Origin of the sequence: Phenylobacterium sp. (genome assembly GCF_030645195.1) — a bacterium.
Taxonomy (GTDB): Bacteria; Pseudomonadota; Alphaproteobacteria; order Caulobacterales; family Caulobacteraceae; genus Phenylobacterium.
Genome location: NZ_JAUSLW010000051.1, coordinates 1 through 11822, shown reverse-complemented (window position 1 = coordinate 11822; position 11822 = coordinate 1). Strand labels below are relative to the sequence as shown.

11 protein-coding genes are annotated in these 11822 nt (G+C 69.7%); 6 read left to right on the top strand and 5 right to left on the bottom strand.

Annotation, left to right across the window (positions count from 1 at the left end):
* Both carB and Q7T09_RS04400 read right to left on the bottom strand, forming a co-directional pair.
* Positions 1-3266, bottom strand: a 3266-nt coding sequence (carB, locus tag Q7T09_RS04405; protein WP_304697953.1) for a carbamoyl-phosphate synthase large subunit, incomplete at its 3' end; no start/stop codon positions are given.
* A gap of 211 nt (positions 3267-3477) precedes the next feature.
* Positions 3478-3684, bottom strand: a complete 207-nt coding sequence (locus Q7T09_RS04400) for a cold-shock protein (protein WP_304697951.1) — start codon at positions 3682-3684, stop codon at positions 3478-3480.
* A 249-nt stretch (positions 3685-3933) separates the two neighbouring features.
* On the opposite strand from Q7T09_RS04400, the gene Q7T09_RS04395 reads away from it, so the two are divergent.
* The 4 genes from Q7T09_RS04395 to Q7T09_RS04380 all read left to right on the top strand — a co-directional run bounded on the left by Q7T09_RS04395 (position 3934) and on the right by Q7T09_RS04380 (position 7367).
* Positions 3934-4356 (top strand): cupin domain-containing protein, encoded by a 423-nt coding sequence (locus tag Q7T09_RS04395; protein ID WP_304697949.1) that lies wholly within the window; start codon positions 3934-3936, stop codon positions 4354-4356.
* A gap of 215 nt (positions 4357-4571) precedes the next feature.
* Complete coding sequence (locus Q7T09_RS04390) at positions 4572-6074, top strand: tetratricopeptide repeat protein (RefSeq protein WP_304697947.1); 1503 nt, start codon at positions 4572-4574, stop codon at positions 6072-6074.
* A 22-nt stretch (positions 6075-6096) separates the two neighbouring features.
* Positions 6097-6651: a sigma-70 family RNA polymerase sigma factor gene (locus tag Q7T09_RS04385; RefSeq protein WP_304697945.1), complete on the top strand. Its 555-nt coding sequence runs from the start codon at positions 6097-6099 to the stop codon at positions 6649-6651.
* Complete coding sequence (locus tag Q7T09_RS04380) at positions 6648-7367, top strand: anti-sigma factor domain-containing protein (RefSeq protein WP_304697943.1); 720 nt, start codon at positions 6648-6650, stop codon at positions 7365-7367. The genes Q7T09_RS04385 and Q7T09_RS04380 overlap by 4 nt, the downstream gene beginning before the upstream one ends.
* Here the strand turns inward: Q7T09_RS04380 and Q7T09_RS04375 are convergent.
* A complete protein-coding gene (locus Q7T09_RS04375) occupies positions 7364-7717 on the bottom strand; it encodes an antibiotic biosynthesis monooxygenase (RefSeq protein ID WP_304697941.1) in 354 nt (117 codons plus the stop codon). The two genes, Q7T09_RS04380 and Q7T09_RS04375, sit on opposite strands and share 4 nt — an antisense overlap.
* Complete coding sequence (locus Q7T09_RS04370; RefSeq protein ID WP_304697940.1) at positions 7714-8574, bottom strand: isocitrate lyase/phosphoenolpyruvate mutase family protein; 861 nt, start codon at positions 8572-8574, stop codon at positions 7714-7716. Before Q7T09_RS04370 ends, Q7T09_RS04375 begins: the two co-directional genes overlap by 4 nt.
* 93 nt (positions 8575-8667) lie before the next feature.
* Between Q7T09_RS04370 and Q7T09_RS04365 the strand changes: the two genes are divergently transcribed.
* Entirely contained in the window at positions 8668-9561 is an 894-nt protein-coding gene (locus Q7T09_RS04365; protein WP_304697939.1) for a LysR family transcriptional regulator, read from the top strand.
* Here Q7T09_RS04365 and carA read toward each other — a convergent pair.
* Positions 9558-10730: a glutamine-hydrolyzing carbamoyl-phosphate synthase small subunit gene (carA, locus tag Q7T09_RS04360; protein ID WP_304697937.1), complete on the bottom strand. Its 1173-nt coding sequence runs from the start codon at positions 10728-10730 to the stop codon at positions 9558-9560. The two genes, Q7T09_RS04365 and carA, sit on opposite strands and share 4 nt — an antisense overlap.
* Before the next feature lie 175 nt (positions 10731-10905).
* Here carA and Q7T09_RS04355 point away from each other — a divergent pair.
* Positions 10906-11822 (top strand): serine hydrolase (locus tag Q7T09_RS04355; protein ID WP_304697935.1); only part of this gene is annotated, 917 nt, incomplete at its 3' end.

Below are 11822 nucleotides of genomic sequence, written 5' to 3'. Positions count from 1 at the left end.
ACCTCGAGAGGCGCCTTGGCGGTCTCGGCGATGGCCTGGGCGGCGGCGAGCGCGCCGGCGGCGGTGGTGAAGTAGGGGGTCTTCATCATCAGGGCCGTGCGGCGGATCTCGAAGCTGTCGGCCACCGACTGCTTGCCCTCGGTGGTGTTGAAGACCAGCTGGACCTCGCCGTTCTTCATGGCGTCGACGATGTGCGGACGCCCCTCCAGCACCTTCTTCACGTGCTCGACGGCCAGCCCCTGTTCGCCGAGATAGGCTGCGGTGCCGCCGGTGGCCAGCACACGGAAGCCTTGTCCCAGCAGCAGGCGGATCGGCTCGACGATCCACGGCTTGTCGGCCTCGCGCACCGAAACAAACACGCAGCCGGTCTTGGGCAGGGTGACCCCGCCGCCCAGCTGGGCCTTGGCGAAGGCGCGCGCGAAGGCCGGGGCCAGACCCTCACCCTCGCGTCGCCAGTCGAGGCCCATGACCTCGCCGGTGGAGCGCATCTCCGGGCCCAGGATGGTGTCGACCCCGGCGAAGCGGGCGAAGGGGAAGACGGCTTCCTTGACCGCGATGTGGTCGTAGGGGGGCTCGCTGGTGTCGAACTCCGACAGCGGCCGGCCGGCCATCACCTTGGCGGCGATGGCGGCGAGCGGTTTGCCGATGGTCTTGGCCACGAAGGGCACGGTGCGGCTGGCGCGCGGGTTCACCTCCAGGACGAAGATCCGTGGGTTCTCCGAGTGCGGCTCCTCGATGGCGAACTGCACGTTCATCAGGCCCTTCACGTTCAGCGCCAGGGCCATGCGCACGGTCTGGGCCTTCAGCTCGGCGATGGTCTCCGGCTTCAGCGAGAAGGGGGGCAGGGAGCAGGCCGAGTCGCCCGAGTGAACCCCGGCCTCCTCGATGTGCTCCATGACCCCGGCGACGAAGACGTCCTTGCCGTCACAGATGGCGTCGACGTCCACCTCGGTGGCGCGGCTGAGGTACTGGTCGATCAGGACCGGGCTGTCGCCGCTGACCTGCACGGCGGTGCGGATGTAGCGGTCGAGTTGCTCGTCATCGCGGATGATCTCCATGGCCCGGCCGCCCAGGACGTAGGAGGGGCGGATGACGATCGGGTAGCCCACCGAATGGGCGCCGGCGAAGGCCTCCTCGGCGGTGCGGGCGATGGCGTTGATCGGCTGGGCGATCTCCAGCCTGTGCAGCAGCTGCTGGAAGCGCTCGCGGTCCTCGGCCAGGTCGATGGCGTCGGGGCTGGTGCCCAGGATCGGAATGCCGGCGTCCTCCAGGGCCTGGGCCAGTTTCAGCGGCGTCTGGCCGCCGAACTGGACGATCACCCCCAGCAGGGTCCCGTTACGCTGCTCGACGGCGATCAGCTCAAGCACGTCCTCGGCGGTCAGCGACTCGAAGTAGAGGCGGTCGGAGGTGTCGTAGTCGGTGGAGACGGTCTCCGGGTTGCAGTTGACCATGATCGACTCGACGCCGAGGTCGGCCAGCGCGAAGGCGGCGTGGCAGCAGCAGTAGTCGAACTCGATCCCCTGGCCGATCCGGTTGGGACCGCCGCCGAGGATGATGGCCTTCTTCCGGTCGGTGGGGTCGCTCTCGCACTCCGGCTCCTGGCCGAGCGCGCCGGTTTCGTAGGTCGAATACATATAGGGCGTGGCGGCGCGGAACTCGCCGGCGCAGCTGTCGATGCGCTTGTAGACGGGGCGCACGGCCAGCTCCTGGCGCAGGGCGCGGACCTTGGCCTCGGGGGTGTTGGTCAGCTTGGCCAGGCGGGCGTCGGAGAAGCCCTGCGCCTTCAGGGCGCGGAAGCCCTGGGCGGTGATGGGCAGGCCGGCGGCGCGGACGTGGCCCTCGGTGCGGACCAGGGTCTCGATCTGGCGCAGGAACCAGGGCTCGTAGGAGCAGGCGCCGTGGATTTCCTCGACGTTGAGGCCGTGGCGGAAGGCCTGGGCGATCACCCGCAGGCGGTCGGGGGTGGGGGTGCCGAGCGCGCGCAGGACGGCGGCGCGGCCGGTGTCGGGATCCTCGGCGCCCTCGACGTCGATCTCGTCCAGGCCGGTCAGCCCGGTCTCCAGGCCGCGCAGGGCCTTCTGCAGGCTCTCGGCGAAGGTGCGGCCGATGGCCATGACCTCGCCCACCGACTTCATGGCGGTGGTCAGGTGGGGCTCGGAGCCCGGATACTTCTCGAAGGCGAAGCGGGGGATCTTGGTGACGACATAGTCGATGCTGGGCTCGAAGGAGGCCGGGGTGGCCCCGCCGGTGATCTCGTTCATCAGCTCGTCGAGGGTGTAGCCCACGGCCAGGCGGGCGGCGACCTTGGCGATGGGGAAGCCGGTGGCCTTCGACGCCAGGGCCGAGGAGCGCGACACCCGCGGGTTCATCTCGATCACCACCATCCGGCCGTCGGCGGGATTGACCGCGAACTGAACGTTGGAGCCGCCGGTCTCCACCCCGATCTCGCGCAGCACGGCGATCGAGGCCGCGCGCATGATCTGGTACTCCTTGTCGGTCAGGGTCAGGGCCGTGGCGACGGTGATGCTGTCGCCGGTATGGACCCCCATCGGGTCGATGTTCTCGATGGAGCAGACGATGATGCAGTTGTCGGCCTTATCGCGGACGACCTCCATCTCGTACTCCTTCCAGCCGAGCACGCTCTCCTCGATCAGCACCTCGGTGGTGGGGGAGAGGTCCAGGCCGCGCGCGACGATCTCGTGGAACTCCTCAAGATTGTAGGCGATGCCGCCGCCGGTGCCGGCGAGCGTGAAGGACGGGCGGACGATGGCCGGCAGGCCCACGAACTCCAGGCCCTCCAGGGCCTCGTCCATGGTGTGGGCGGCCTTGGACTTGGGGCTCTCGAGGCCGAGCTTGTCCATGGCGTCGCGGAATTTCTGGCGGTCCTCGGCCTTGTCGATGACGTCGGCCTTGGCCCCGATCATCTCCACCCCGTACCTGGCCAGCACGCCGGAGGCCTCAAGGGCCAGCGCCGTGTTCAGCGCGGTCTGGCCGCCCATGGTGGGCAGCAGGGCGTCGGGGCGTTCCTTGGCGATGATCTTCTCGACCATCTCGGGCGTGATCGGCTCGACATAGGTGGCGTCGGCGACGTCGGGGTCGGTCATGATCGTGGCCGGATTCGAATTGACCAGCACGATCCGGTAGCCCTCGGCCCGCAGGGCCTTGCAGGCCTGGACGCCCGAATAGTCGAATTCGCAGGCCTGGCCGATGACGATCGGGCCGGCGCCGATGATCAGGATCGAGGAGATATCGGTGCGTTTTGGCATCACTTCGTCCGCGCGTAAGGGCGGCGTCGCGATCTCGCGCGCCGGGCCCGTTCAGTCTGTAGGTTAAGGCGCCCGTTTAGAGAGGGAGTCGGCGGGGCGCAAGCGGGCAGGGCGTCCTAGGGCCGGTTGCCGCACGACCGACCAAAGAAAATGGGCCGGCGCGAACGCCGGCCCATCCTCAGTTCGTCAGGGCGCGAAGCCCGCGGCGTAGCTAGACCTGCAGGTTGCCCGCAGACATCTTGCCGCTGCGCTTGTCGCGCTCGAGCTCGAAGGTGACCTTCTGGCCTTCGTTCAGTGAACGAAGCCCGGCGCGTTCAACGGCCGAGATGTGCACGAACACGTCCGCGCCGCCCTCATCGGGTTGAATGAAGCCATAACCCTTGGTGCCGTTGAACCATTTCACGGTGCCGGTAGACATAGAGATATTCGTCCTTGGATAGATATTCCCCGCGCCCGAAGCTCTCGGACGGAGGATCAAATTTCGGGGGGATCGGAAGCAGGTCCGGTGCGTCCATGGACACGTCGAAAGTCAGCCGAACCTACGAGTTTGACCCCTCTATCTTGTCTCAAAAGCCGCTTGAAAGCAAGACGGGTGGGCGTTGCTGACAAGGGCCTGATAGACAGAGCAACGCGCGTCCGCGCCGTCCCCATTCGGAGCCAACTGCACATGACGAAGCTGTTCCCGTTGGCCGCCGCCCTGGCCCTCTTGGCCCTGCCGGCCGCCGCCCAGACGCCGCCCGGCGCGGTCGCGGTCCCCGTGGCGGTGATCGACGCCACCATGTCGGGCCAGCCGATCCTGCTGCCGCAGGGCCCGGTGCAGGTCACCGTCACCGAGACCACCATCCCGGCCGGCGGCGCCATCCCGGCCCACAAGCATCCCTTCCCACGCTATGCCTACATCCTGGAGGGCGCCCTGAAGGTCACCAACCTCGACACCGGGACGGTGCAGATGCTCAAGGCCGGAATGTTCGCGGTGGAGGCGCGCGACCAATGGCACACCGGCGTGTCCCTGGAGGGCAAGCCGGCCAAGCTGCTGGTCATCGACCAGACCCCGCCGGGGCAGGCCAACATGGTCCGCAAGGCGCCCTAGGAGCCCGTCAGGCGGAAGTGGATACCGGTTCCGCCGCCCGACGTGCTCTCATGTTTTGAATCTAGGCCCTGACCGTTTCAGATGGACCCGTCTGAAACGGTCAGGGCCTAGGCGCGGCCGCGCCGGGCCGGGGCGAGACCTTTCGGCGCCGTTAACCATGATTTCACGTGCGGAGCGCAGCCTGGACTCAACTGAGTCAGGCTGGGGAGATCGCTATGTCTGCATTCGCGCGCAAGCTGGGGCCGCCGGCCGAGACCGCCACGCCCCAGGCGGAGACCGCGGCGGGTTCGTCCGCCTCCCTCGTGGCCCTGACGCGATACGGGCTGGAACGGCAGGCCCGGGGCGACTTCCAGGCCGCCGTCGAGGCCTTCCGCGCCGTGGCCGACGCCGCGCCGCGCCAGCCGATGGTCTGGAACAACCTGGCCCTGGCGCTCGGGGGCATGGGCGATCACGAGCAGGCCGTCGAGTTCCTGCGGCGCTCCCTGCACCTGGATCCGACCCAGACGGCCATCTGGGTCAGCCTGGCCGCCGCGGCCCTGCAGTCCCAGCGGTTCGACGAGGCCGAGGCGGCCTGCGACGCGGCGATCCTACGGGAGGCCGACAACGGCGGCGCCTGGCAGATCCGCGCCATGGTCCGCGCCGGCCGCGATGACTTCGCCGGCGCCGCCGAGGCCTTCGCCCACACCCTGGCCATCACCGGCGAAGACGGCCCGCTGCGGGCCAATCTCGGGGTGTCGCTGTTCAAGTGCGGCCGGTTCCACGAGGCCGAGCGTGACCTCGAGGCCGCCGCGGCCCTGTGTCCCGACGACGCCGACATCGCGCAGATGGCGCGGCTCTCCAGGTTCGTAGTCGCCGCCCTTGAGGACGACATGGCCCGGGCCGCCGCTCTCTGCGGCAAACCGGCCGCCGCGGCCGACACCCTGTTCAAGGCCGCCCTGCTGTGCCTGGACTGGGCCGGCGAGCCGCAGGCCGCGGGTCGGGTCGCCAAGGCCTGGGTGGCCCAGCGCCCCGACAACCTGGAGGCCCGCCACCTCGCCGACGCCGCCCTGGGCCGCAAGGTCGCGCGGCAGCCCGCCGCCCTGGTGGCGCAGCATTTCGACGGCCTGGCCGAGGACTTCGAGGCCAAGCTGGTGGGCCGTCTGGGCTATCAGGGTCCCGACCGCCTGCAGGCCCTGATCGCCTCCAGGATCCCGGCCGACGGCGCCCTTGAGGTGCTGGACGCCGGCTGCGGCACGGGCCTCTGCGGTCCGGTCCTGCGGCCCTTCGCCCACACCCTGGCCGGGGTGGACCTGTCGCCCGGCATGCTGGCCAAGGCGCAGGCGAGGGGGCTCTACGACGCCCTGGAGGTGGCCGACCTCACCGACATGCTGCGCCAGACGCCCGGCCATTGGGACCTGATCGCCGCGGCCGACGCCTTGCCCTATCTCGGGGCCCTGGACGAGGTCTTCGAGGCCGCCGCCGGCGCCCTGAAGCCCGGCGGCTGGTTCGTCTTCTCCACCGAGGGCGGCGACGGCGGCAGCTTCTCCCTGCGCCTCAACGGCCGTTACACCCACGCCCGGGGCTATATCTCGGGCCTGGCGGCGGGTCTGTTCGAGATCGTCGACCAGTCCACCGGCGTGCTGCGCCAGGAGGCCGGAGCGCCGGTGCGGGGCGACTACTTCTTGTTGCGCCGAACCCCCTTGCCAGCCGACCACGGCATGGGGCAGCTTCGGGGCTGACCTCCACAGCAAAGACCTTCCCTTGCCCGCGACCTCCGCGATCGATCCGCTCACCGAGTTGATGCCGAGGATCGCCGCGGGCGACCGCGCGGCCCTGCGGCAACTTTACCAGGCCACGTCTTCGAAGCTTTTCGGGGTCTGCCTTCGTATCCTCTCCAACCGGGATGAGAGCGAAGACGTGCTGCAAGAGGTCTACATCACGATCTGGCGTCGCGCCGACCGCTTCGAGGCGGGCCGGGCCAGCGTCATGACGTGGATTTCCACTATCGCGCGCAACCGCGCCATCGACCGGCTGCGCGCCCGCGGGCCGCTGGCCTATGCCGAGCCGGTGGACGAGCTGGAGATCGAGGACGGGGCGCCGCGCGCCGAGGCCCTGCTGGAGGCCGCCCAGTCCAGCGAGGCCCTTGGCAAGTGCCTGTCCGAGCTCGACGAACGCACCGAGAAGGTGATCCGCACGGCCTTCTTCGACGGCGTCACCTATGAGGCCCTGGCCGCGCGGATGGAGACGCCGCTGGGCACCGTGAAGAGCTGGATCCGCCGAGGCCTGGCCAAGCTCAAGGGGTGCCTTGAGTCATGAGCGAGCCCCTGACCCCCGACCTGCCCGAGGACGAGGCCCTGGCCGCCGAGCACGCGCTGGGCGTGCTGACCGCCGCCGAGCGCGCCGCAGCCGAGCTGCGCATGGCCCGCGACCCGGCCTTCGCCGCCCACGTGGACGCCTGGCGCGAGCGCCTGGCCCCCATGCTGGCCGCCCTGCCGTCGGTCTCGGCGCCCGTGGGCCTGTGGCCGCGGATTGAGCGCGCCCTGCCGGCCAACGACAACGCTGGCGCCAGCGTGAAGCTGTGGCGCGGCCTGGCCATGGGCGGGATAAGCGTGGCGGCCGCCAGTCTGGTGGCGGTGATCGTGCTCGCGGTGCGGCCGCCGCAGGTGGTGACCCCGCCGCAGCCTGATTTCGCCCAACTTCTCAACGCCCGGCTGGACACCAGCGGCGGCCAGCACCTGTTCGTCGCGGCCTATGACCCGGTGCGCAAGAAGCTGATCGTCACCTCCCTGGTGACCCCGGGCGCCGACCCGGCGCACGTGCACGAGCTGTGGCTGATCCCGGCCGACGGCAAGGCGCGCTCCCTCGGCCTGATCGAGCCGGGGACCTCCAAGACCCTACCGGTGCCCGCGGGCCTCTCGGCCCTGGCCAAGGAGGGCGCGTCCATCGCCGTCTCCGTCGAGCCGCCGGGCGGCTCGAAGGCGGACGGCCCCTCGGGCCCGGTGGCGGCCATCGGCAAGCTGGCCAGAATCTAGCCTGCCGCCAGGTTGAACCCGTAGTCGGCCTCCACGCGGGCGATGCGGGTGATGGTGGGGCCGAACCAGGCCGACTTGGCGAGGTGCTTGGCCTGTCCGTGGAGCGGGTGGTTCCGCCAGAGTTCGATCGCCTCCAGGCTCGCCCAATAGGAGACCGCGATGGAGGCGCCGCCCTCGAAGAAGGCTTCAAGTCCCAGGAAGCCCGGAATCTCTTGGGCCTTGCGGTAGAGGCGCGCGCCGAGACTGAAATAGGCCTGCTCGTCGAAGGCGGCGGAGAGCTGCGTCGTGGTGGTCACCGCGTAGTAGGGCGGTGGGGGCGTGGCGGCCACGCGGTTCATGGCGTGGCTCATCCCTGAACCCTCGTCTTCGCGAAGATGGCGTTGAGGTCGGGGCCGGATATTTCGCCCTCCGTGAAGGCGACGCTGCCGGTGTCTCGCAACAGTTCCGCGGACCGCCGAAGGAAGCCAAGGGCGGAGCGGGCCAAGGCCCCGCCGACGCTGATCCGTTGGACCCCGGCCGCCATGAGATCGCCGGCGTTGCCTTGTGAATTCCCGAGCCCGAGAACGAGGTTGATGGGACCCGCGACCTCCCGGACCAAGATCCTGACCGTCTCAGGCTCGATCACCCCCGGAATGAAGACGCAGTCGGCCCCGGCCTCCAGGTACAGGTTGGCGCGTTGGATGCTGGCCGCAAGCGGGTCGGCGCCGCGAACCAGCCAGGCGTCGGTCCGCGCGTTGAGGACCAGGTCAGCGCCTTGAGCCTCCAGCGCCTGCCGAGCCGCGGCGATGCGCTCGGCCGCGAGCATGGGATCATGAAGGCGCTCCTCCAGAGCCGGTTTGTCCTCGATATTGCAGCCGGCCAAGCCGATCTCCACGGCCTGAAGCACGCAGTCGGCGACATGCTGAGGGCTGTCGCCATAGCCGGCCTCCAGGTCGCCGTTTACCGGCAGGGCGACGGCGTCGACGATCTGGCGGGCCCGGCTGAACATCTCGTCGCGGGTGACCGCCAGGCGCGGGTCGCTGACCCGGTAGTCCTGCTTGCCCAGCGAGAAGGCGATCCCGGCGCTGGTGGTTCCGATGGCCTGGAAGCCCGCCGCGGCCAGGATCAGGGCGCTGCCCGCGTCCCAGGCGTTGGGCATGATGAAGCCGTGCGGCGCCTGGTGGAGCGCCTTGAAGGCCCGGGCGGCTTCGCCTTGAGGTGGTGTCATGCAGTCCCCCTTCCTGTTTGGCGCGAGGGGTATCCAGGCTGGTGACATCCGACAAATGCATTTATCAATAGACATAGATCAGGAATTTGCATGATGGACACCGAAGCCCTCAGAACCTTCGTCGCCATCGAGCGGGCGGGCGGGTTCTCCGGCGCCGCCGAGGCGCTGGGGCGGTCCCAGCCGGCCATCAGCCGCCGCATCGCCCTGCTGGAGGCGGAACTCGGGGCGCCGCTGTTCGAGCGGCTTCCAGGCGGTGTGGTGCTCAGCCAGGCTGGTAGGGTGCTGATGCCCTATGCCGAGCGCGTCCTGGCCGCGACGCAGGACGCGGCGGAGGCCATGCGGGCGCTGCGGGCCGGGGACTCCGGCCCGGTCGCCATCGCCGCCGTGGGCACCCTGGCAGGCGGCGGTCTGACCGCGGCCCTGAAACGCTTCGCAGCCGACTTTCCCAGGGCGAAGGTTTCGCTGCGCACGGCTACCAGCGCCCAGGTCAGCGACCTTGTGCGTCGCGGCGAGGTGACCCTCGGCCTGCGCTATTTCGACGATCCCTCGCCGGACCTGGCGTGCCGGGCCCTGGCGCCCGAGGCCCTGGTGGTCGTGTGCGCGCCGGAGCATCGGCTGGCTGGCGGACGCACGGCCTCCCTTCGGGACCTGAAGGCCGAGGCCTGGCTGGGATTTCCGCCGCCGGCGGAGGGCGGCGAGATCTCAGCCGGCGCCTTGCCGGCGCTGTTTCGCGTGCGCGGAGTCGCCGAGATCGCGCTGACCGCCGTCGACAGCCTGACGGCCCAGAAACGGCTGGCGGAGGCCGGCTTCGGGATCGCGCTCCTGCCGGTGAACAGCGTGGCCGAGGAGCGGGCGCGCGGCAGCTTGGCCGTCATCGCCGTCGGCGATCTCGAGGCGGCCAATCCGGTTAGCCTCGTCACCCGCCGCTCAGGCTATGTCAGCCCGGCGGCCTGGGCCCTGATCGCCCGGCTGGCGTCGGCTAGCTAGCCCTTCTTGGCGTCCATCAGGTCGGCGAAGCGCTGGAAGAGGTAGAGGGAATCCGTGGGGCCGGGGGAGGCCTCCGGGTGGTGCTGCACCGAGAAGACCGGGCGACCCTGGAGCTCAAGGCCCGCATTGGTGCCGTCGAACAGGGAGACGTGGCTCTCCTTCACCGGCTCGGGCAGGGAGTCGCGGTCGACAGTGAATCCGTGGTTCATGGAAACGATCTCCACCTTGCCGGTGGTGAGGTCCTTCACCGGATGGTTGGCCCCGTGGTGACCCTGTTCCATCTTCACCGTCCTGGCGCCCAGGGCGAGCGCCATCATCTGGTGGCCCAGGCAGATGCCGAACACCGGCACGCCGCTCTCCACCAGCTTGCGGATCTCGGGCACGGCGTACTCGCCGGTGGCCGCCGGGTCGCCGGGGCCGTTGGACAGCAGGACGCCGTCGGGCTTGCGGGCTAGGACCTCCTCGGCGGTGGTGGAAGCGGGCACCACGGTGACGCGGGCGCCGATGGAGACCAGCGAGCGCAGGATGTTGCGCTTCACGCCGTAGTCCATGACCACCACGTCGTACTTGGGCGTTTCGGCCGGCTTGGCGTAGCCCTCGGGCCAGGAATACAGGCCCTCCTCATAGACGAAGGGCTGCAGGCAGGAGGCGTCCTTGGCCAGGTCCAGACCCTCGATGCCGCCCCAGGCCCTGGCCTTGGCCTTCAGGGCCTCCAGGTCGAACTTGCCGTCGGGGGCGTAGGCGATGACCGCGTTGGGCATGCCCTTTTCGCGGATCGCGCGGGTCAGGGCCCGGGTGTCGACCCCGGCCAGGCCGATGACACCACGGCGGGCCATCCAGCCCTGCAGGTCGCTGTCGGCGCGCCAATTGGCCGGGGCGGTGGGGACGTCGCGGAAGATCGCGCCGCGGGCCGCCGTGCTGGCGCTGCCCGACATCTGCTCCAGGTCTTCGACATTGGTCCCGACATTGCCCATGTGCGGGAAGGTGAAGGCGACGATCTGGGCCATGTAGGACGGGTCGGTCAGGATTTCCTGATAGCCCGTCATGGCGGTGTTGAAGCAGACCTCGCCGACCGCCGCGCCGGTCGCCCCGACCCCGATCCCCTGCAGGATCGTGCCATCGGCCAGCGCCAGAACGCCGGTGACGCCGGGGAGCAGGGTCTGCGTCATGGGATCGGTTCCTGGCGGATGGACAAACGGGCGCGTTGGTAGTGAGTCGGACCCCTCGGGTCAAATCCAAACGCGCTGTCTCACGAAGCGCTGCGGACCGCACCATGAAACATGCTTCACTTGCCGAGTTGTGGACCGGCCGTCATAGGGCCGACAACTGGTCCCGGAGAATCCCATGGTCCGCCTTGCCGCCCTGGCCTGCCTGATCGCTCTCGTCGCCGCGCCCGCGCGCGCTGCGGAACCAACCCTGCCGGAAGTCCTCGCCCAGGCGATGGACGGCAAGGCCGTGCCGGCGATGGGCGTGCTGGTGATCCGCGATGGCCAGGTCGCCGACCAGGCGGTGCGCGGCCTGCGCCGGATTGACGAGGCGGGGTCGGTCGCGCCCGCTGATCGCTGGAACATTGGCTCCGACGGCAAGGCGATGACCGCGACCATGGTCGCGCGCCTGGTCGAGCGGGGCCTGCTGCGATGGGATACGCCGCTGTCGCGGATGCTGCCCGATCTCGCCGCCGTCATGCGGCCGGAATATCGCGACGTGACGCTGCTGGAGCTGCTGTCGCACCGAGCGGGCCTGCCCGAGAACAGCGGCGACATGACCTTCTTCCAGACCTTCTATGGCGACACACGACCATTGTCGGAGCAGCGGCTCGCCTACCTGAGACAGGCGCTGACCGAGGCTCCGATCGGCCCGGCGCGCGGCGAGGCGAGCTATTCCAATACTGGCCTGATCCTCGCGGGCGTTGTCGCCGAGCGGGTTACGGGCAAGCCCTTCGAACAGCTGATGCGCGAAGAGGTCTTCATGCCGCTGGGCATGACCTCGGCAGTCTACGACCAGGCGCCGGGCGCCGGAGAGCTGTTCGGCCATATCGACGGCCGGGTCTCCACGACCGCCGATGCCAATCCGCAGATGATCATGCCGGGCGGGGGGGTGCGGCTGTCGCTGGAAGACTGGGCCAGGTTCTGCATCGACCAGCTGGCCGGCGAGCAGGGCCGCGGAAAACTGCTCAAGGCCGACACATACCGTCTGCTGCACGCGCCCCAGGGCGAGACCATCTACGCTCTTGGCTGGGGCGTTCCTCCGTCCATCGCCGG

Coding starts and splice junctions, on each gene's coding strand:
- Q7T09_RS04400 (WP_304697951.1), bottom strand. CDS start 3,684: ATGTCTACCGGCACCGTGAAATGGTTCAACGGCACCAAGGGTTATGGC.
- Q7T09_RS04395 (WP_304697949.1), top strand. CDS start 3,934: ATGACGAAGCTGTTCCCGTTGGCCGCCGCCCTGGCCCTCTTGGCCCTG.
- Q7T09_RS04390 (WP_304697947.1), top strand. CDS start 4,572: ATGTCTGCATTCGCGCGCAAGCTGGGGCCGCCGGCCGAGACCGCCACG.
- Q7T09_RS04380 (WP_304697943.1), top strand. CDS start 6,648: ATGAGCGAGCCCCTGACCCCCGACCTGCCCGAGGACGAGGCCCTGGCC.
- Q7T09_RS04375 (WP_304697941.1), bottom strand. CDS start 7,717: ATGAGCCACGCCATGAACCGCGTGGCCGCCACGCCCCCACCGCCCTAC.
- Q7T09_RS04370 (WP_304697940.1), bottom strand. CDS start 8,574: ATGACACCACCTCAAGGCGAAGCCGCCCGGGCCTTCAAGGCGCTCCAC.
- Q7T09_RS04365 (WP_304697939.1), top strand. CDS start 8,668: ATGGACACCGAAGCCCTCAGAACCTTCGTCGCCATCGAGCGGGCGGGC.
- carA (WP_304697937.1), bottom strand. CDS start 10,730: ATGACGCAGACCCTGCTCCCCGGCGTCACCGGCGTTCTGGCGCTGGCC.